We start from the raw sequence: 18,294 nt of genomic DNA on the forward strand, positions 1-18,294 counted from the left end.
ACCATGGATCAAAAGCTGAAAATCTCAGAGGTTCTGAAAAAATATACAATGATTATCGCTCTTGCGGTTATCGTCATACTGTTTACCGTGAACACGGGAGGCAAGATGCTTCTTCCTCAGAACGTAAACAACCTGATTGCCCAGAATGCCTATGTATTTATCCTGGCCACCGGCATGCTGTTCTGTATTCTGACCGGAGGCAACATCGACCTGTCGGTTGGTTCTGTGGTATGCTTCGTGGGCGCCATCGGAGGCAAGATGATGGTGGAAATGGGCATCAGCCCTTACCTTACACTTATCGCCATGGCTATCATGGGAATGTTAGTGGGAGCTTGGCAGGGATTCTGGATTGCCTATGTCAGGATTCCTCCGTTTATCGTTACCCTGGCCGGCATGCTGATGTTCAGGGGACTTTCCAATGTGGTGCTTCAGGGGATGACGCTGGCTCCCATACCGGACCAGTTTCTGGTGCTGTTCAATACCTATGTGCCGGATTTCTTTGCTGTGGAGGGCTTTAACCTGACCTGCTTCCTGGTGGGAGTTATTGCCTGCGTTGTCTATGCCTTTATTGTTTTCAATGGAAGGCGGCAGAAGCTGGCTAAGGGATACTATGTGGAGCCTCTTACGGGAGTTGTGATCAAAATGGCAGTCATCTGCGTTGTCCTGCTCTCCTTCATGTTCCGTCTGGCCCAGTACAAGGGAATTCCAAACGCTCTTATCTGGGTAGCGGTTATCATCGGAATCTACAGCTATATTGCCTCCAAGACCACCACAGGCCGTTACTTCTATGCTGTGGGCGGCAATGAGAAGGCAACCAAGCTTTCCGGTATCAATACCAACCGGGTATATTTCCTGGCCTACTTAAACATGGGCCTTCTGGCAGCCATCGCGGGCATGGTCACGGTAGCCAGACTGAACTCCGCCAACCCTACGGCCGGAAACAGCTATGAGATGGACGCCATCGGCGCGTGCTTCATCGGCGGCGCTTCCGCATACGGCGGCACCGGTACGGTCCCCGGGGTTATTGTGGGCGCAACCCTTATGGGCGTGCTGAATCTGGGCATGAGCATCATGGGCGTGGACCAGAACCTGCAGAAGGTGGTAAAGGGCGGCGTTCTGCTGGCAGCGGTTATCTTTGATGTGGTGAGTAAGAGAAAGTCGTTTATTGTTAAATAATCATGTGTGAACAAGTTTCATATTGGATGGAATAAAATACCCCGGAGCCGTTGTCTTTAAGTCTGCTCCAGGGTATTTTCCTTGAGAAATGAACCTGTGTCATGTATAATAAGATGTATGTGAAAAGAAAAGCGCAGGATGATACAAAGAAGTAAAAAGAAGTTAAAAGGAAGTTAAAAAGAAGTGCGCTGCAGCATACAAAGGAGATACGACATGATAAAGGAAAAACTTGCATTGGAAATCATAGACCGCCTGAAAAAAGAATATCCCGATGCAGGCTGTACCCTGGACTATGACCATGCCTGGAAGCTGCTGGTCAGTGTGCGCCTGGCGGCACAGTGTACAGACGCAAGAGTGAACGTGGTGGTTGAGGACCTTTACGCCAAATATCCGGATGTGGATGCCCTGGCAGAGGCGGATGTGGAAGATATTGAGCGGATAGTGAAGCCCTGCGGCCTGGGACACAGCAAGGCCAGGGACATAAGCGCCTGCATGAAGATGCTGAAGGAACAGTATGGAGGCAAGGTGCCCGATGACTTTGACGCCCTGTTAAAGCTTCCCGGAGTGGGAAGAAAGAGCGCAAACCTGATTATGGGAGATGTGTTTGGGAAGCCTGCCATTGTGACGGACACACACTGTATCCGCCTGGTGAACCGTATGGGCCTGGTGGAGGGAATCAAGGAGCCAAAGAAGGTGGAAATGGCACTGTGGAAGCTTGTGCCGCCTGAGGAGGGCAGCGATTTCTGCCACAGATTGGTATTCCATGGCCGGGACGTCTGTACAGCCAGGACAAAACCCCGCTGTGAGGCATGCTGTCTCAATGATATTTGCAAAAAAGCGGGAGTGGAGTGATTTTTTGCAGGGATGGAATAAAGATTGGACTTGAAAATAAGTTTTATGGAAAATGCTTTCCGGCATATCATGCAGCCGGAGGGCATTTTTTGCGTAACAGGTTAATTCCGCTTGCAGAAACAGGCTGATGGAACGCGGGAAAAGTATACAAAAACAGAGAGGTTCCCTCTGCACAGAACTCACAAAGTTTTTTTGAGGAGAAAGTTCTCCTTTGAAATTTGTTTTGGGAAAATGGTAAAATAATGACTGAGATAATCCGGAAGAATACGGATGAAGCAGCTCAATGAGCTCAATGGATGATGAGCAGGGAACAGTCAACGCTTTTGCAGGAAGGTGAGAAGATGAAAAATGAATCCGTGAAACATGTCAGATATGGGACTGGAAGAGTGGCGGAGGTGGTACAGAACCATATGGTGGTTCTGTTTGATGGTGAAGCCGGGAGAAAGGTATTTGCGTATCCCGATGCCTTTGAGCGATTTCTTTGTTTTGACGATCCAATCCTTCAGAAGCGGGCAGAAGCCGCGGTCATGGAATTAAAGAAGAAGCGGACGGAAGAAGCAAAACAGCGTCTTGTGGTTTATCAGTTATATGAGGCAAAAAGGAAACAGGAGCAGATGGAATTGTTAAAGAAAAGAAGGAAAGCGGCAAGGGAACGGCTGGCAAGGGAAAAGATGGCAAAGGTTATTTAGAAGAGGATTAGAAATAAGGACGAAAGTAAGGAAGAAAGTAAGAGCGGAAGAAAAGCTGAAAGTACGGCCGGAAGAGAGGTTAAGAGAAAGGTTTTAAAGAAAGGAGTCGGATAACATGAGAATTATGAATCAAAAGGTGGAGCATAAGCGCTATGGCATAGGGACTATATTTGCGCTGAAGGGGAAGAAGGTCTACGTGGCATTCGGCAAGTTATACGGGGACATGGCATTTCCATATCCCAAGGTGTTTGAGGGTGACATGAAATTGGTGAACCAGGAGCTGCAGGAAGAACTGATGGAGGAACTTGCATAAAGGCGGCTGTGGAAAATCAGCGGCAGCAGAGGGATGCATACAACGAAATGCCAGTTACTGCTGGAAAGGGGTTTTCGGGAGGCAGAATCAGGACCGGACATGAGCTATGTTGGGGACAATGCTTTTGGGAAGCCCCTTTTTGCATGTAAGAATTTTTTATTTAAAAAGTATTGACTCTTACGTAACGTGATAGTGTACAGTAGTGGTAAGAGATAAAGCTGATGCGGATATTCCGCTGCCGGCAGATAATCATAGGCGGAAGCTCTGAAATTGAAAGAAGGATGATTGGTATGATGACAGTGAAACAGATGTCTTCCCTGACTGGTGTCAGCGTTAGGACATTGCAGTTTTATGATAAAATTGGTCTGCTTAAGCCCGCTCAGGTGACCGAAGCAGGATACAGGATGTATGATGAAAATGCAGTGGCAGAGCTGCAGCAGATACTGTTTTTTAAGGAGCTGGATTTCACATTAAAGGAAATAAAGGCTGTTATGGCAAGTCCTTTGTATGACAGGAAGGATGCATTTGAAAAACAGCGGGAACTGATTCGGATTAAGAGGGACAGGTTAAACGCGCTGCTGGAGCTGTTGGACAGACTTATAAAAGGAGAGAGAACTTTGGATTTCAAGGAATTTGATATGAGCAATTATTTTCAGGTTCTAACAGATTATAAAAGGACACATATGGAAGAAATCATAAAGCAGCTTGGCAGTATGGAGAGCTTTGACGACATGATTTCTGAGTTAAAGGCCAACGAAGGCCACATAGCACAGATGGCAGTAAAACAATATGGCAGCATTGAGAAATTCACAAAGGCCATGGAGGAAAATCTGCAGCATTTTCTGGAAAATGGACCTGGGTTCACACAGAAAGAGGCAGATGAGGCCGTGGATAAAACGGATACGCTGACAAAGAAGCTTACCGCGGATTTGAGTAAGGAAGCCGGTTCGGACGAAGTACAGAAGATAGCCGGTGAACTGGTATTACTTATCAATGAAAGCAATGGAGGAATGGATATGGGCAGCAGCTACTGGTCCTTCATGGTCAATAATTATATGACGAATCCCGCGTTTCAGGAAATAACAGACAGGAAATACGGGGAAGGTGCATCGGAGTTTATGGGGAGGGCGTTAAAGGTGTATTTCGGGATGGAGTAAGCGGTGGATGGAGCGAGCGGTGGATGGAGCAAGTAGTGGATGGAGCAAGCGGCAGAGAGCATGGCTATATAAAATAATTTAGAATATCAAGGGTTCCTAAAATGCGGGATGTGTGCTATATTAGAGAATAATATTTTGCTGCCAGTCAATCATGCTGCGCACATCCTTTGTATGTGCAGGAAAGGAGAGGAACCTTATGAAGAATTCCGGAACCGTAAGAATGGAGACAAAGCGGCTGGTGCTGCGCCCTTATGTGATAGAGGACGCTGACGCCATGTTTAGAAACTGGGCAAACGATCCCCAGGTCACGAAATACCTCTCCTGGGAACCTCACAAGGATGTGGAGGAGACAAAGCAAATTCTGGAGGGATGGATTAAGTCATACGAGTCTAAGGATTTTTACACCTGGGCCATAGCGCGGAAGGAAGACGAGGGAAATGTCATCGGAAGCATTTCTGTTCCGCAGCTTAACCAGAAGGCGGGCCGTGTGACGGTGGGATACTGCCTGGGCAGGAATTGGTGGGGCCACAAAATTATAAAGGAGGCATTTGCGGAACTGATTCGGTTCTTTTTCGAGGTGGAGGGTGCCAATCGCGTGGAGGCCCTGCACGATATACGCAATGTGAACAGCGGAAAGGTTATGGCGGCCTGCGGGCTTAAGAAGGAGGGCACCCTCCGCCGGTATGGGTGGAATAATCAGGGGATATGCGATGAGTGTATCTATGGGATGGTGGCTTCGGATTATTTTGAAGGGAAACAACGTTGGGAAAATAAATAAGGAAAGCAGGAAATAGAAGGTCATGTATGGACAGCCGGGTACAGATAGTGTGCCTGGCTGTTTTTTTGCAGTACTAACAGGATATGTTTTTGGGAACGCGATAGGGAGAGTTCGTTAAACTATTAATTAACATATTACTATTTCCGATTAATTGTATTTAAACATATTATGTTTTGCAGATAAAAATATAAGATATGCATAAAAATAACCATGAAATACTGGATAACCACACTGAAAATAGTAAAATATGCCTAAAATTATTGACATATAAGGTCGAAAATAGTATTATTTTACTATGATAATTCTGAGAGACAGCAATGTATCCGGATACAAAAATAATACCTTTTAGAATTATTAATAAGATGTTTGTTTGGAGAAAGGATAAAATTATGGGCAGAGATTTACAAGGAAGAGTGGCAATCGTAACCGGATCCGGGCGTGGCATTGGTTTGGGAATTGCGAAGAAGCTTTCTGAGAAAGGGGCTTCGATAGTGGTATCTGATGTGAATGAGGACAATGCCAGGAATGGCGTGGCTGAGATAGAGGCAATGGGGGGCAAGGCTATCTATATACTGGCTGATGTTTCTAAATATGAGGATGCGCAGAATCTGGTTGACGCCACAATCAAAGAAATGGGAAGCCTTGATATATTGGTGAATAATGCAGGAATAAATAAAGACAGGATGCTTCACAAGATGTCTGTGGATGATTGGAATGCTGTGATTGCAGTGAACCTGACAGGAGTATTTAATTGTATGAGAGCAGCCGTTAATTACATGAGGGAAAGGGAGTATGGACGCATTATCAACATATCCTCAGCATCCTACCTTAACGGCAACATCGGCCAGGCAAACTATGCGGCAGCCAAGGCGGGAGTGGTGGCTCTGACTAAGACCTGCGCAAAAGAAAATGGAAAGAAAAATATTACATGCAATGCCATTGTACCGGGATTTATCGATACGGAGATGACAAGAGGAGTGCCGGAGAAAGCTTGGGACATCATGGTTGGAAAAATTTCCATGGGCCGTGCCGGTACACCGGAAGATATAGGAAATATGATTGCGTTTTTGGCATCAGATGAGGCGTCGTATATTACACAGGGTGTATTTGAAGTGGGCGGCGGAATGGTACTGTAAGGGAGGAAAAAATGAGCGAACGTATTGTGATTGTATCCGGTTGCAGAACTGCGGTGGGTAAATTTGGAGGAGCGTTAAAGGATCTGGAAGCAACGGATCTTGGAGGTATCGTGATTAAGGAAGCCGTTAAGCGGTCTGGACTTAAGCCGGAAGATATTGAAGAGGTAGTGTATGGGTGTGTGGGGCAGGCGGCCGAGAACGCATTTGCTGCAAGGCTGGCATCGGTAAAAGCGGGAATTCCGTATGAAGCTACCGCACTTACCGTCAACCGGCTATGTTCATCTGGTCTACAGGCTATCGTCACAGCTGCTCAGGAAATCGAAAGTGGTATGTGTGAGATTGCTGTGGCAGGCGGATGTGAAAGTATGACGAATATTCCTTTTTATTTGAGAAAGGCCCGGTACGGGTACCGTATGGGACATGGAGAGTTGGAGGATGGACTGATTACGGCTCTGTCTGATCCTTTTACGCGCAGCCACATGGGTATTACAGCTGAGAATGTTGCCAATCAGTATAATGTGACCAGACAGGAACAGGACCGATGGGCGGCTATCAGCCAGCAGCGCGCAAGCAAGGCTCAGGAAGAAGGGAAATTTGACAGTGAAATTGTACCTATCGAAGTAAAGGTGAGCAAGAAAGAAACCATGATTTTTGATAAAGATGAGCATGTGCGTCCGGGAACAACAGCGGAAAGCCTGGCAAAATTGCGTCCGGCTTTTAAGGATGACGGAAGCGTAACAGCGGGTAATGCAGCGGGAATCAACGATGCCGCCGCCGCCGTGGTGCTTATGAAGGAATCCAAAGCAAACGCTTTGGGATTAAAACCTTTAGTCCGCCTTGTGGATGTGGCAGCGGCAGGAGTGGATCCGTCCATCATGGGAATTGGACCCGTGCCGGCATTCAGAAAATTGCTGAAGAAGACAGGGATTAGAAAAGAAGAAATAGGACTCATTGAACTGAATGAGGCATTTGCCGCACAGGCAGTGGCCTGCATGAAGGAACTGGAACTGGATGAGAATATTGTCAATGTAAACGGAAGCGGGATTTCCCTTGGTCATCCCATCGGAGCTACAGGATGCATCATTACCATTAAGCTGATTAACGAGATGATTCGCCGGAAGGTAAGATACGGAGTATCCACGTTATGCATTGGAGGAGGCCAGGGCCTTGCCGTGTTATTTGAACTCTGCTCTTAAGGGAGGGGAAATAAACAGATAAAGGTGTGCTGACGCAAATAGCACAGAGAATGGAGAAGATTATGAGAAAACCTATATTTGTTTCGGCACAGGAAGCAATTGGAATGATTCAGGATCATTCGACATTATGTACCATTGGGATGACATTGGTATCTGCCAGTGAAACTGTGCTGAAGGCAATTGAACAAAAATTCCTGGACACAGGTACGCCGCGCGGCCTTACATTATTCCATACCTGCGGCCAGTCTGACAGAAAGGACGGAATAGCCCATCTGGCCCATGAAGGACTGGTAACGAAAGTCATAGGAGGGCATTGGGGTCTTTGTCCTCCTTTCATGGAAATGATTTCGGAAAACCGTTTGGAGGCATACAACCTTCCACAGGGGCAGATGGCCAACATGTTCCACAGCATGGCACTGCGCGAACCTGGAAAATTAAGTAAAATCGGACTGGGCACCTTTGTGGATCCCCGGATTGAAGGGGGAAAGATGAATTCCAGGACCATGGACAAGGAAGATATAGTGGCAGTGGTAACTGTGGATGGGGAAGAATATATGCAGTATCGTGAGGTGCCCATTGATACACTGGTCATACGGGGGACCTACGCAGATGAAGCAGGGAATATTAGTACGGAAGAAGAGGCAATGGTTCTGGAGGTTCTTCCTGCTGTCATGGCAGCCAAACGGTTTGGAGGAAAGGTAATCTGCCAGGTGAAGCAGGTTGTACGGACCGGCACCCTGGATCCAAAACGGGTGGCTGTACCGGGGGTTATGGTAGATGCGGTGGTGGTTTGCGAAAATCCCATGGAGGAGCATAAACAGACATCATCCTGGTATTTTGACCCTTCCTACAGCGGTCAGATTCATACTCCGCTCAGAGCGTCATCCTCTATTCCGCTCAACATAAGAAAAGTCATAGGCCGCCGTGCTGCCATGCTTCTTAAAAGCAATGTCATCATAAATGTGGGTACTGGTATCCCCAATGATGTCATAGGTCCTATACTGGCGGAGGAAGATGTTCAGGACGATGTGATGCTGACGGTTGAGTCCGGCATATATGGGGGCGTGCCGGCCGGGGGGATTGACTTTGGCATTTCGTGCAGTCCACAGGCGCTGATACCCCATGACCGGCAGTTTGAATATTATACAGGGGCAGGAATTGATTATACATTCATGGGCGCAGGGGAAATGGACGCGCAGGGGAATGTGAATGCAACCAAAATGGGGGCTGTTGCGGCCGGCGCCGGTGGTTTTATTGATATTACCAGCACTGCAAAGAACGTGGTATTCTGTTCTACCTTTACAGGTGGCCAAATCAAGGTGGAATTTGACGAATGTGGAATAAAAATACTCCAGGAAGGCCGGTTCAGGAAACTGGTAAAGAAGGTTCAGCAGATATCCTATAACGGGAAAATGGCGGTTTCCAGAGGACAGAATATGTTTTATGTCACGGAGCGGGCTGTGTTCCAGCTGACAGAGGATGGTCCCATGCTGATTGAAATTGCCAGAGGGGCGGATCTGGAACGGGATATACTGGCCAATATGGAGTTTCGTCCGCTGATAGCCGAACATATAAAAGAAACTCCGATACACATATACAGAGAGGGTCCATTTGGTTTAAAGAATATCATAAAAGGATGACAGGTGCTGGTTATGGAACATATGAAACTTCATCATGTGGGAATAGTCATGAATTCCCAGGAAAGAGCAGACCGGTTTATGAAAAAATTTGGTCTGGAAACAGATTATATGGAATATGTGGAGTCTTACAAATCCAACTGCCTTTTTACAAAGCATAAGGAGGATGAGACGCCCATTGAACTGGTGATACCTTTGGAAGGGGTCCTGGCTACATATAATAATGGAAAAGGGGGGATGCATCACATTGCCTTTGAAGTGGAGGACGTGGAAGAGGTCAAAAGGAAGTATGAAGCAGAGGGGATGAAACTTCTGGAAGAATCAGCTGTACCGGGGGCGGGAGGAATTATCGTAAACTTCCTCCGTCCCAGATTTGGAGAAGGAATCCTGGTGGAATTTGTACAGAAGTTAAAGAAATGAATTGGAGGAAAAAACTATGATGAGAAGATATGGTTTCTTGGTAATGGCGGCTGCATTACTATTGGCGGGGTGCGGAAAAAAAGACGCGGGCAGTGCTGAACAGACGGCAAAACCGGCATCCGGTGAGACATTTACACTGAAGATAGGCAATACGGTTTCTGATATCGATCCATTTAATGTTGCGTACCGGGAGTTTGAGGAAGAGGTGGAAAAGGCTTCCGAAGGCCGTATACAGGTGGAGCTGTTTACCAGCGGTTCCATTGGCGAGACGGATGCCGATGTGCTGGACAAGGTACGCTCCAATACCCTTCAGATGGGCAACACCACACCCAATTGTTTTGCCGACCTTTCCGGAATGTCTGAGTATTATGTATATGGAATTCCATATCTGATGTCCACGGATGAGGAACTGAACGCGGTTGCCGAGAGCGAGTGGTTTATGGGATTGAATAAAGACTTTGCAAAAGCAACGGGCGTAAAGGTATTTGACGGCGGAGTAAATATGGGATGGTTTGGTTTTTCTGCCACAGGTAAGGAAATACATCAGATTGCCGACTTAAAGGGGATGGCAATCCGAATCAATCAGACAAACCAGATGATTGCCCTGTCTGAAGGCGCCGGGATCAATCCTCAATTCATTGCATTTTCAGAGGTGTATACAGCATTAGCCCAGGGTACTGTTGATGGTATGGTGACCAATGTGCCGTTGTTTTATTCCAATGGCTTTTATGACCAGTTAAAGAGTATACTGACCACACATTGCGGAGAAAGTTATCATTTTTATATTATAAATGATAAGTTTTACAATTCGCTTCCGGATGATTTGAAACCCATTATAGATAAAAATGTGGATAAGCTGATCGCCAGGACAAGGGAATTGGAAGTGGATTATCTGGAAGAAGCAATCGGAAAAATGAGGGAAAAGAATGTAATTGTGACCGAAGCATCCAAGGAAGACGAGGACATGCTGAGACAGATTTCCGTGGACAAAGTGTGGTGGGATGAGAACGTCTCTCTTACATCGAAGGAAAATGTGAAAAAGGTTCTGGAGATCCTTGGCCGCACCGATGAAGCTCAGTAACTGATTTTTGATTCAGGAGGAGCATATGAAGGCTTATTATAACGAGAATAAATTTTATAATCACCTGGAAGAATGGGTGGGCGCTGTTCTTCTGGCGGTCATGGTAGTGATGCTTTTTGTACAGGTAGTCATGAGATATATATTTAAGGCATCCGCTGCATGGATTTCAGAATATTCACTCTATATGTTTATGTACTTTGTATTCCTGGCATGCAGCGGGGCCTTCCTCAGAAATGACCATATTCAGATAGTGGCTGTCATTGACAAGCTTCCGGGAAAAGTAAAAGAGGCTGCCCATTTGTTCCTGTATGTTGTTGACTTCCTTTTTGTCACGGTTGTGGGATATTATGTTTTTTTGAGGGTGATTGACCAGTTTCAGATGAAGACCGTATCCATTACCCAGTTTCCGCTGTGGATTATGTCGGCATCGCTTTTTGTGGGAATGGGAGCATCCGCTATCCGGTGCCTTATGAATATTTACTTTATCATACGTTATGAATTTATCAGTGGCAGGGAGGGAGAATAGATGGCTGGTACAATATTAATTGGCGGTTTGTTCGTGCTGGTATTTATGGGATTTCCCATAGCCATCGCATTGGGGCTGGTATGCTGCCTGTATTCGAATCTGTTTGGCACCATAGATATGTCGCTGATTGTGGAGTCCTTCCTCAATGGAACCAACAGCTTTACCCTTCTGGCTATCCCGTTTTTCATTCTCTCGGGGGAATTGATGATTGAGGGAGGAATATCCCAGAGGCTGATTAATTTCTGTATGAGCCTGGTGAAAGACAGACCAGGCGGACTTGCAATTGTTACAATTATTGCCAGCATGTTCTTTGCTGCCATATCAGGCTCAGGTCCTGCCACAGTTGCCTGCATTGGAGGCATCATGATTCCGCAGATGATTCGTGCCGGATACAGTAAGGAGTTTTCCACGGCGGCCGCAGCAGCCGGAGGAGCATTAGGGCCTATTATCCCTCCCAGTATTCTGTTTTTGCTGTATGGAGTGGCGACAAACACATCGGTTGCAAAGTTGTTTCTGGCAGGAGCCTTTCCGGGAATCCTTCTGGGTATCGCAATGATTATCATTGCAAAGAAGATATCGGTAAAGGAAAAATATGTTCCGGGACCAGAGGTAAAGGCAGAACTGCAAAAAGTTTATGACATGGGGTTCTGGTATAATTTTAAGGAAGCTATCTGGGCTCTGCTGGTGCCAATCATTATTCTGGGCGGAATTTATTCCGGTGTTTTTTCTCCTACCGAGGCTTCGGTTGTGGCCTGTGTGTATGCACTTTTTGCAGGTATGTTCATTTATAAGGACCTGAAGCTTACGAATCTTCCGGGAGTCTTTATGCGGGCTGCCAAGAGCTGCAGTTTTATTGTTATTATCTCTTTCTCCACGGCATTTGCAAAGCTGCTCACCCTGGAAGGAGTGACCTCGTCCATAGCGAACGGTGTTCTGGATATGACTACAAATAAATATCTTATCCTTATATTGATTAACGTCCTGCTCCTTGTAGTGGGCATGATCATGGACGCGGCTCCTGCTACCATTATCCTCAGCCCCATTCTGCTGAAAATTGTCCAGCCCCTGGGCGTGGATCCGATTCAGCTGGGTGTTATCATTGTAATGAATCTGTCCATTGGTATGATTACACCGCCGGTAGGAATCAATTTGTTCGTAGGATGTAAAATCAGTAAAATACAGTTGGAGAGTACTTTGAAATTCGCATTGCAGCTACTGGTATACATGCTGGTGGTGCTGGCCTTGACCACGTATATTCCGGCCATAAGCCTTTTCCTTCCGCAGATGCTTACATAATCAAGTGCGATGCTCCTGATGTCGGCGGGGAAACTTGCGGTTTAAAACAGCTGATGTTATAATTTGGTAAAATGAGCTGGCAGGGGGGAGGATGGCAATGGGAGAGGGAAAGAAAAAATATAAGTACGATATTGTTGCGGATCAAATTTTAGAAGAAATAAGGAAGGGCAGATGGAAGGTGGGAGACAGACTTCCTCCTGAAGCGGAGCTGGCTTTGGAATTTTGTGTGAGCCGGGTCTGCCTCAGGGAAGGCCTGAAAAAACTGAATGTTCTCGGAATCGTTAAAATCATGCAGGGCGATGGTACATATGTAAACGAAGTGAATCCTTCTGAATTTATGAAGCCTCTGTTTAACCTGCTGACAGTGACGGAAAATGATATCGATGAAATCTATAATGCCAGACTGTTTGTGGAGAGCGGGGCATGCAGACTGGCAGCTAAAAACAGAACGGAGGAGGAGATTAAGGTACTTAAACGTTACCTCGACAATATGGAAGAGGCCATTGCCTTTAATGAGTTTGCTTCCTATTCGAAATACGACAGGAAGTTTCATGATCTGCTGGTTTCAGCGTCTAAGAACCGGATTCTCGTCCTTATATCCCAGATGTTCAATGATATTGCTCAGAGATACACGGATCGCCTGAACAGAGATCCGAAAATCGTATCCCGGTCCATGATGGACCACCGTCAGTTATTCGGTGCAGTGGAAGACGGGGATGGGGATTTTGCCTGTCATATTATGCAGGTCCATTTGGAACGTTCCAGAAGAGCCCTGTTAGATATCGAACATTCAGAATAGTCTGTCCTGCCTTTCCGTATGAGGGGAAAAGGAAATGTTATCTTGGGAAAATTATTGGCCGGACCTGCTGCGTGAACGTATAAAAGAAGCCGGGGCAGGCGGCCGGAACATCCATGTGTATGAAGGCATGGCAGACAGCATATATCATGCGGTTGGCCTTACCGCTGCCAGGTGGCCGGGTAAAACAGCGGTGGTGGATGACAAAGGACAAGCATTGACCTATGGCCGGCTGCTGGATATGACAGACAGGATGGCTGCGTCGCTTAAGAAAAAAACAGGCATACAAAAAGGGGAGCGAATTGGAATTCTCCTGTATAACGGGCCGGAATTTTGTGTGTCATATCTGGCCGCCAATAAAATTGGCGGGGTGGCGGTTCCTCTCCCGGGAAAGTTTCAGAGGCCGGAAATCCTGTCTTTGTTAGAGAAAGCAGATGTTACAACTATAATCTGTGAAGAAAAGTTTGGGCCCTGGTTTGAAAATTTAGAGCAAGTAACTGTTGTTGTATCGAAAAGTGGACCGGATTTTGGATTGGACTGGATGCTCCGTGATATGGAGGATAACGAAATAACGGATGGTGTGGGTACGTGGGATGATTCCGCCATTCTCATGTTTACTTCAGGCACTACATCCAGAAGCAAAGGCGTTGCCATGAAAAATTATCAGGTCATGAATTCAGTAGAAGCATACGCCGCAACCTTAAGGCTGACCCAGCTTGACAGTTCTGTAATAGCTACCCCGATGTACCATGTGACAGGAATGATATGTATTTTGTCTGTTATGCTGGCGGTGGGTGGCACGGTCTATCTCATGAAAAAGGTGGATGCGGACCGGATATTGACTTGTTTTCTTGAAAATAATATTACATTCTATCACGCGTCTCCTACCGTGTTTACAATACTGCTGGAAAAGAGGAGCAGCTATCCGTTAATTCCTTCTGTGAAGTCTTTTGCGTGCGGAAGCGGAAATATGGCTCCTGAGAACATACGGAAACTGAAAGAATGGATGCCCCAGGCTGAGTTCCATACTGTATATGGAATGACGGAGACTTCCGGAGCCGGAACCATATTTCCGGGCGGTGCGGCGGACAGCCCGTGGATTGGGGCTTCCGGCATTCCCATGCCGGACCTGCGGATCAAGATTGCAGATGATGATGGCACGGAATTGATGGAAAATCAAATCGGGGAGATATGTTTAAAGGGGAGTTTTGTAGTGGAGGAATACTATAAACAGAAGGTTGATTCTATTACAGAAGATGGATGGCTGAGAACAGGAGATTTAGGTTACTATAACCAGGCGGGTTATCTGTATATCGTGGACAGAAAGAAGGATATGATTAACCGCGGCGGGGAAAAGGTGTGCAGTTTTGATATTGAAAACACCATCCACACCCTTCCGGGCGTGGTGGAGGCCGTGGTCGTAGGGGTACCTGATTCCAAGTATATGGAAGTACCGGCTGCGGTAATCAAACTGGAAAAGGGAACGAATGTCCGGGCCGAAGATATAAAGGAGATGCTTAAGACCAGAGTGGCTCGTTTTAAGATACCGGAGTATATTGTCTTTGTGGAGGATATTCCCAAAACCCATAATGGCAAGATTGACAAGCGAATGATAAAAGAGTGGATGAGAAATATAATGGAAGGGAGTCCGGAAATTTCCGGTGTGAAATAGAAAACAGGTATTTATGGGCGGACAGCCGGAAATAGATATTGTTTCCGGCTGTCCGCCCATAAATTATATATATTGAAGGATTAATTTGTGTTTTTCCGCCAAACATAGTATAATCAAAATGTTGCAGACAACGAAAGAATTAAGGAGAATTATATGGAACCATTTGAAAATGATAAGAATCAGAATACGGAGCCTGTAATGGCAGAGAATATGACATCAGCCCCAGCAAAGCGATATGAAGGCAAGTCCTTCATTTTCTCAGATATCCCGTCACAGGAAAAAATCATTCAGGTTTTGTGTACAACCTTTGGCTTGGACCCGGAGGGAAAGGGAGATACCCTTGTACTGCATAACGGAGATATAGAAATCCGTCTGGCAGTGGCCAGCGAGTCTGCCGGTGAAAAGGCGGAGGAGTTTATAAAGAGACAGGTGGAGGGAACCTGCGACCATTTTTATCAGGTTAAAACAGGGGTTGTGGATGTTAAGACCAACCTGCTGTACCAGATTGGACGGGCCAGAAGTTTTGTGCTGGTGGAATATGCCTTTGACGTGGAGGACGAAGAGGATATTGAGGACAAGAAGACCATGATTGAGGATATGTTCGTGTCCATTTTAAACGATCTGGAGGGAATTATCCTGATTCAGAACCAGGATGAGAAAGAGGACGGCATGTTCTGCAGCGGGGAAAATGGGGAAAAGCTACTGATTCTGTCCGACAAGGGCGGAAGCGCCTTTACCCGCTATCTTCCCTATCAGGAGCCGGACTTAAAGGCCGGAAAGGATATCACCCAGGAGCAGGTGGACCGCAGGATGCGCACCATGCAGACGCTTATCGGAAATGCAATCTATGTACCAGGATGGCTGCCCGCAGTTGCGCCTGCTTCACAGATAACCTGCCCCTCCCTGGAGGAGACTGCTCAGAGGGCACTGGCCATTATGGGCGTTGCCATTTATTCGGAATGCCTTCTGGATGAAAAACAGGGCATGGAAAAGGCACAGAATTTCCTGATGGATTATATTGATAATAACAATACCCAGGATTATTTCTCTCCAAAGGAGTGGAAGTATCTGCACGATACGGCTCCCGACAGGAAGGAAATCCTGTCTTTCTTAAGACAGTATGAATCCCTTCATGTAGTAGAATGGGCGCTGGGACTGGTGGAGGAGCTGGGATTCCCGGATCATCCCTGCAATCCCGCTGATTTGGTAAAGCTACTGAGAAATGGCACCAGTATCAGTAAAATCATGGCAAAGTCCAGGCCTAAGAGCCCCAGAGAGCTGTTGGATGCCTGCGACCTTATTTCCTGTCTGGAATGGTCCTGCATCAACGCCAGACGCCATGAACTGCCGGAGCCTGTGGGCATGAAGACCGGGGTGGTAAGGGAGTGGCACAAGGCTCTGAACTGGCTGACAGGCCATGGCCAGTGGGATGAGGTAAGAACTAATTCCTAAAATACGCCTGTAAAGAGGTAGATGGAAATGAAAACTGGAATTGTTGTGGAAGGCGGCGGAATGCGGGGCATTTACGCCGCCGGCGTATTGGACGTATTATTGGAACATGGGATTAAGGCAGATGGTCTGGTAGGAGTTTCGGCAGGAGCCATCCATGGGTGCAGCTTTGTGGCGGGACAGGCCGGTCGCTCCATACGCTATAATCTGAAGTACTGCCGCGACCCGCGGTATATGAGTTTCCGGTCGCTGGTAATGACCGGCGATCTGGTGGGAAATGAGTTCTGTTATCACGAACTGCCGGAGCGGCTGGACCCATTTGACAATGACGCCTTTGAGGCTTCGCCCATAGAGTTTTATGCCACCTGCACAGATGTGGAAACCGGCAGGCCGGTATACCACAGATGCGGCAGCCTGAGGGGGGAGAACATACAATGGATCAGGGCATCCGCCTCCATGCCTCTGGTTTCCAGGATTGTGGAGATAGACGGACAGAAGCTTCTGGACGGAGGCGTATCCGACTCCATTCCCGTAGCTGCATTCCGCAAAATGGGCTTTAAAAGAAGCCTGGTCATACTTACCAGGCCGGATGGTTACCGCAAAAAGCCAAACCAAATGCTCCCCGCTATCCGCAGGGTATACCGCAGATATCCCGAATTTATAAAAACCATGGAGTGCCGCCATCTGATGTATAACCGGGAACTGGAGGAGGTTAGACGCATGGAGTCTGCCGGGGAAATCTTTGTCATACGTCCCAGCCGTCTTATTAAAATCAGCCGGACAGAAAACAGACCGGAGAAGATACAGAAAATGTATGATTTAGGGTGTCTTGACGGTATGAAGGCGCTTCAGGACACAGCGGTTTTTTTAGGACTGGAGCCGGCTGCACAGGGATAATATCATAGTAATTTCACATAAGGATCATATAAGAGCCATGGTCCCCGGATTTGAGAGAAACCGGGGGCACGGCTCTTTGTGCGTTTACATTTGTCCTATGTTCTTTTTGTAATCCGTTCCCCAGGCTACCATGGAGTCCAGTATGGGTTTCAGGCTGTACCCTGTTTCGGTCAGGGTATATTCCACCTTCGGGGGGACCTGGGGATATATTTTGCGGGTAATCAGGCCTGCCTGTTCCATGGCCCTGAGGTGGCTGGTCAGGACTTTCTGGGTTATGCCGTTCACTGACCGCATGAGCTCGTTGAACCGTTTTGTCCCTGTGAGCAAATCCCGGATGATGAGAACCTTCCATTTATCGCCGATAAGCTGCAAGGTCATTTCCACGGGACAATCAGGTATTTTTATTGCGTTATCCATTCTGTATCACCTCCTGAGTATCTTTATAGGTGTATAGTATAAAAAAACTGTTAGTATAATTATATACCTGTAAAGGGGATTTGACAATGGGAAGGGAGGACGGGGATGTTAATTTTAATGTGGGAGAATCCCAAGGAATATTTTTGAAACTCAGACATAGCCAATCATAACAAAAAATTAGAGCAGACCATAGAAAATATAATTTTACATCTTACATACATGAATATATAATGGTTAAATGTATTATAAGCTGTGTTTGAAAGGAGTCAATACCATGGAATATAAGCGATTTGGACAAAAAATCATTCTCCGCCTGAATCCGGGCGAGGAAGTGACAGAGTGTATCCGGGAAGTGTGCAGAACAGAAAAGGTGGCTCTGGGAGAGGTTTCTGGGCTGGGAGCTGCCTGTGAGGTGGAACTCGGGGTATTTGATACAACGGAGAAGAAGTATTATGGAAAGTCCTTCAAGGGAATCTATGAAATTGCCTCCCTTACAGGCAACATTACACAGCAGGGAGAAAACCCCTATCTTCATCTGCACATGGTAATCGGCAATCCGCTGGTGGGAGAGTGCCACGGAGGCCATTTGAACAGGGCGGTTATCAGCGCCACCGCTGAGATTTTCATTACGGTGATTGACGGAACCGCAGGCAGAAGGATGAGTGAATCCATCGGACTGAATCTGATTGAGTTCCCCCAGGCGTAATATCTAAAAAGGCATACAGACCCGGACTGTCTCGACTGAGGAGACGGTCCGGATTTTTTTTGCCTTACCCTTTAATTGGGATTTGGAAATCGGATGGAAT

Annotated in this window: 19 protein-coding genes; 18 read left to right on the forward strand and 1 reads right to left on the reverse strand. The window is 46.8% G+C overall.

The genetic code is table 11. The features are described 5' to 3' along the window. The first annotated feature begins 3 nt into the window (after positions 1–3). From mmsB to LI015_RS09155, 17 genes are all read left to right on the forward strand, one after another. Positions 4–1,176: a multiple monosaccharide ABC transporter permease gene (gene mmsB / locus LI015_RS09075; RefSeq protein ID WP_002565508.1), complete on the forward strand. Its 1,173-nt coding sequence runs from the start codon at positions 4–6 to the stop codon at positions 1,174–1,176. A 213-nt stretch (positions 1,177–1,389) separates the two neighbouring features. Beyond that, positions 1,390–2,028: an endonuclease III domain-containing protein gene (locus LI015_RS09080; protein WP_227124647.1), complete on the forward strand. Its 639-nt coding sequence runs from the start codon at positions 1,390–1,392 to the stop codon at positions 2,026–2,028. A gap of 341 nt (positions 2,029–2,369) precedes the next feature. Beyond that, positions 2,370–2,717, forward strand: a complete 348-nt coding sequence (locus LI015_RS09085; RefSeq protein ID WP_227124649.1) for a hypothetical protein — start codon at positions 2,370–2,372, stop codon at positions 2,715–2,717. A 115-nt stretch (positions 2,718–2,832) separates the two neighbouring features. Then, positions 2,833–3,030 carry a hypothetical protein gene (locus LI015_RS09090; protein WP_002565505.1) on the forward strand — a complete coding sequence of 66 codons (198 nt, stop codon included), beginning with the start codon at positions 2,833–2,835 and terminating at the stop codon, positions 3,028–3,030. A 290-nt stretch (positions 3,031–3,320) separates the two neighbouring features. Beyond that, entirely contained in the window at positions 3,321–4,187 is an 867-nt protein-coding gene (locus LI015_RS09095) for a MerR family transcriptional regulator (RefSeq protein ID WP_227124651.1), read from the forward strand. A gap of 196 nt (positions 4,188–4,383) precedes the next feature. Then, entirely contained in the window at positions 4,384–4,965 is a 582-nt protein-coding gene (locus LI015_RS09100; protein ID WP_227124653.1) for a GNAT family N-acetyltransferase, read from the forward strand. 317 nt (positions 4,966–5,282) lie between these two features. Next, the gene (gene fabG / locus LI015_RS09105) at positions 5,283–6,101 is read left to right on the forward strand and encodes a 3-oxoacyl-ACP reductase FabG (protein ID WP_227124655.1); all 819 of its coding nucleotides are present in this window, start codon (positions 5,283–5,285) and stop codon (positions 6,099–6,101) included. Between the two features lie 11 nt (positions 6,102–6,112). Then, positions 6,113–7,297 (forward strand): thiolase family protein, encoded by a 1,185-nt coding sequence (locus LI015_RS09110; RefSeq protein WP_002565501.1) that lies wholly within the window; start codon positions 6,113–6,115, stop codon positions 7,295–7,297. 62 nt (positions 7,298–7,359) lie between these two features. Further along, positions 7,360–8,937, forward strand: coding sequence for an acyl CoA:acetate/3-ketoacid CoA transferase (locus tag LI015_RS09115; protein ID WP_227124657.1), 1,578 nt, complete (start codon positions 7,360–7,362; stop codon positions 8,935–8,937). Positions 8,938–8,958: 21 nt separating this feature from the next. Continuing rightward, positions 8,959–9,354: a VOC family protein gene (locus tag LI015_RS09120; protein ID WP_330592516.1), complete on the forward strand. Its 396-nt coding sequence runs from the start codon at positions 8,959–8,961 to the stop codon at positions 9,352–9,354. 16 nt (positions 9,355–9,370) lie between these two features. Next, positions 9,371–10,435 carry a TRAP transporter substrate-binding protein gene (locus tag LI015_RS09125; RefSeq protein WP_227124659.1) on the forward strand — a complete coding sequence of 355 codons (1,065 nt, stop codon included), beginning with the start codon at positions 9,371–9,373 and terminating at the stop codon, positions 10,433–10,435. A gap of 25 nt (positions 10,436–10,460) precedes the next feature. Next, on the forward strand, positions 10,461–10,961 hold the full coding sequence (locus LI015_RS09130; RefSeq protein ID WP_002576083.1) for a TRAP transporter small permease: 501 nt from the start codon (positions 10,461–10,463) through the stop codon (positions 10,959–10,961). Beyond that, positions 10,962–12,257 (forward strand): TRAP transporter large permease, encoded by a 1,296-nt coding sequence (locus tag LI015_RS09135; RefSeq protein ID WP_002565496.1) that lies wholly within the window; start codon positions 10,962–10,964, stop codon positions 12,255–12,257. It abuts the gene before it with no gap. A 97-nt stretch (positions 12,258–12,354) separates the two neighbouring features. Beyond that, a complete protein-coding gene (locus LI015_RS09140; RefSeq protein WP_002565495.1) occupies positions 12,355–13,056 on the forward strand; it encodes a FadR/GntR family transcriptional regulator in 702 nt (233 codons plus the stop codon). 34 nt (positions 13,057–13,090) lie between these two features. Then, on the forward strand, positions 13,091–14,725 hold the full coding sequence (locus tag LI015_RS09145) for a class I adenylate-forming enzyme family protein (protein ID WP_227124661.1): 1,635 nt from the start codon (positions 13,091–13,093) through the stop codon (positions 14,723–14,725). Between the two features lie 153 nt (positions 14,726–14,878). Next, positions 14,879–16,177, forward strand: coding sequence for a DUF4272 domain-containing protein (locus tag LI015_RS09150; protein ID WP_002565493.1), 1,299 nt, complete (start codon positions 14,879–14,881; stop codon positions 16,175–16,177). A gap of 27 nt (positions 16,178–16,204) precedes the next feature. After that, positions 16,205–17,071: a patatin-like phospholipase family protein gene (locus tag LI015_RS09155; RefSeq protein ID WP_227124663.1), complete on the forward strand. Its 867-nt coding sequence runs from the start codon at positions 16,205–16,207 to the stop codon at positions 17,069–17,071. Positions 17,072–17,155: 84 nt separating this feature from the next. Here LI015_RS09155 and LI015_RS09160 read toward each other — a convergent pair whose 3' ends face one another. After that, complete coding sequence (locus tag LI015_RS09160; protein ID WP_002565491.1) at positions 17,156–17,488, reverse strand: winged helix-turn-helix transcriptional regulator; 333 nt, start codon at positions 17,486–17,488, stop codon at positions 17,156–17,158. A gap of 274 nt (positions 17,489–17,762) precedes the next feature. Between LI015_RS09160 and LI015_RS09165 the strand changes: the two genes are divergently transcribed. Next, entirely contained in the window at positions 17,763–18,194 is a 432-nt protein-coding gene (locus tag LI015_RS09165; RefSeq protein WP_002570591.1) for a PPC domain-containing DNA-binding protein, read from the forward strand. The last annotated feature ends 100 nt before the right edge of the window (positions 18,195–18,294 follow it).

This window comes from Enterocloster sp. 210928-DFI.2.20, assembly GCF_020554465.1.
GTDB lineage: Bacteria > Bacillota > Clostridia > Lachnospirales > Lachnospiraceae > Enterocloster > Enterocloster bolteae.

Excerpts from the sequence above, each read along its gene's own strand:
- LI015_RS09080 (WP_227124647.1), top strand. The coding sequence starts at position 1,390 with ATGATAAAGGAAAAACTTGCATTGGAAATCATAGACCGCCTGAAAAAA.
- LI015_RS09140 (WP_002565495.1), top strand. The coding sequence starts at position 12,355 with ATGGGAGAGGGAAAGAAAAAATATAAGTACGATATTGTTGCGGATCAA.
- LI015_RS09150 (WP_002565493.1), top strand. The coding sequence starts at position 14,879 with ATGGAACCATTTGAAAATGATAAGAATCAGAATACGGAGCCTGTAATG.
- fabG (WP_227124655.1), top strand. The coding sequence starts at position 5,283 with ATGTATCCGGATACAAAAATAATACCTTTTAGAATTATTAATAAGATG.
- LI015_RS09135 (WP_002565496.1), top strand. The coding sequence starts at position 10,962 with ATGGCTGGTACAATATTAATTGGCGGTTTGTTCGTGCTGGTATTTATG.
- LI015_RS09100 (WP_227124653.1), top strand. The coding sequence starts at position 4,384 with ATGAAGAATTCCGGAACCGTAAGAATGGAGACAAAGCGGCTGGTGCTG.
- LI015_RS09085 (WP_227124649.1), top strand. The coding sequence starts at position 2,370 with ATGAAAAATGAATCCGTGAAACATGTCAGATATGGGACTGGAAGAGTG.
- mmsB (WP_002565508.1), top strand. The coding sequence starts at position 4 with ATGGATCAAAAGCTGAAAATCTCAGAGGTTCTGAAAAAATATACAATG.
- LI015_RS09110 (WP_002565501.1), top strand. The coding sequence starts at position 6,113 with ATGAGCGAACGTATTGTGATTGTATCCGGTTGCAGAACTGCGGTGGGT.
- LI015_RS09120 (WP_330592516.1), top strand. The coding sequence starts at position 8,959 with ATGAAACTTCATCATGTGGGAATAGTCATGAATTCCCAGGAAAGAGCA.
- LI015_RS09165 (WP_002570591.1), top strand. The coding sequence starts at position 17,763 with ATGGAATATAAGCGATTTGGACAAAAAATCATTCTCCGCCTGAATCCG.
- LI015_RS09115 (WP_227124657.1), top strand. The coding sequence starts at position 7,360 with ATGAGAAAACCTATATTTGTTTCGGCACAGGAAGCAATTGGAATGATT.
- LI015_RS09160 (WP_002565491.1), bottom strand. The coding sequence starts at position 17,488 with ATGGATAACGCAATAAAAATACCTGATTGTCCCGTGGAAATGACCTTG.
- LI015_RS09145 (WP_227124661.1), top strand. The coding sequence starts at position 13,091 with ATGTTATCTTGGGAAAATTATTGGCCGGACCTGCTGCGTGAACGTATA.
- LI015_RS09095 (WP_227124651.1), top strand. The coding sequence starts at position 3,321 with ATGATGACAGTGAAACAGATGTCTTCCCTGACTGGTGTCAGCGTTAGG.
- LI015_RS09125 (WP_227124659.1), top strand. The coding sequence starts at position 9,371 with ATGATGAGAAGATATGGTTTCTTGGTAATGGCGGCTGCATTACTATTG.
- LI015_RS09090 (WP_002565505.1), top strand. The coding sequence starts at position 2,833 with ATGAGAATTATGAATCAAAAGGTGGAGCATAAGCGCTATGGCATAGGG.
- LI015_RS09130 (WP_002576083.1), top strand. The coding sequence starts at position 10,461 with ATGAAGGCTTATTATAACGAGAATAAATTTTATAATCACCTGGAAGAA.
- LI015_RS09155 (WP_227124663.1), top strand. The coding sequence starts at position 16,205 with ATGAAAACTGGAATTGTTGTGGAAGGCGGCGGAATGCGGGGCATTTAC.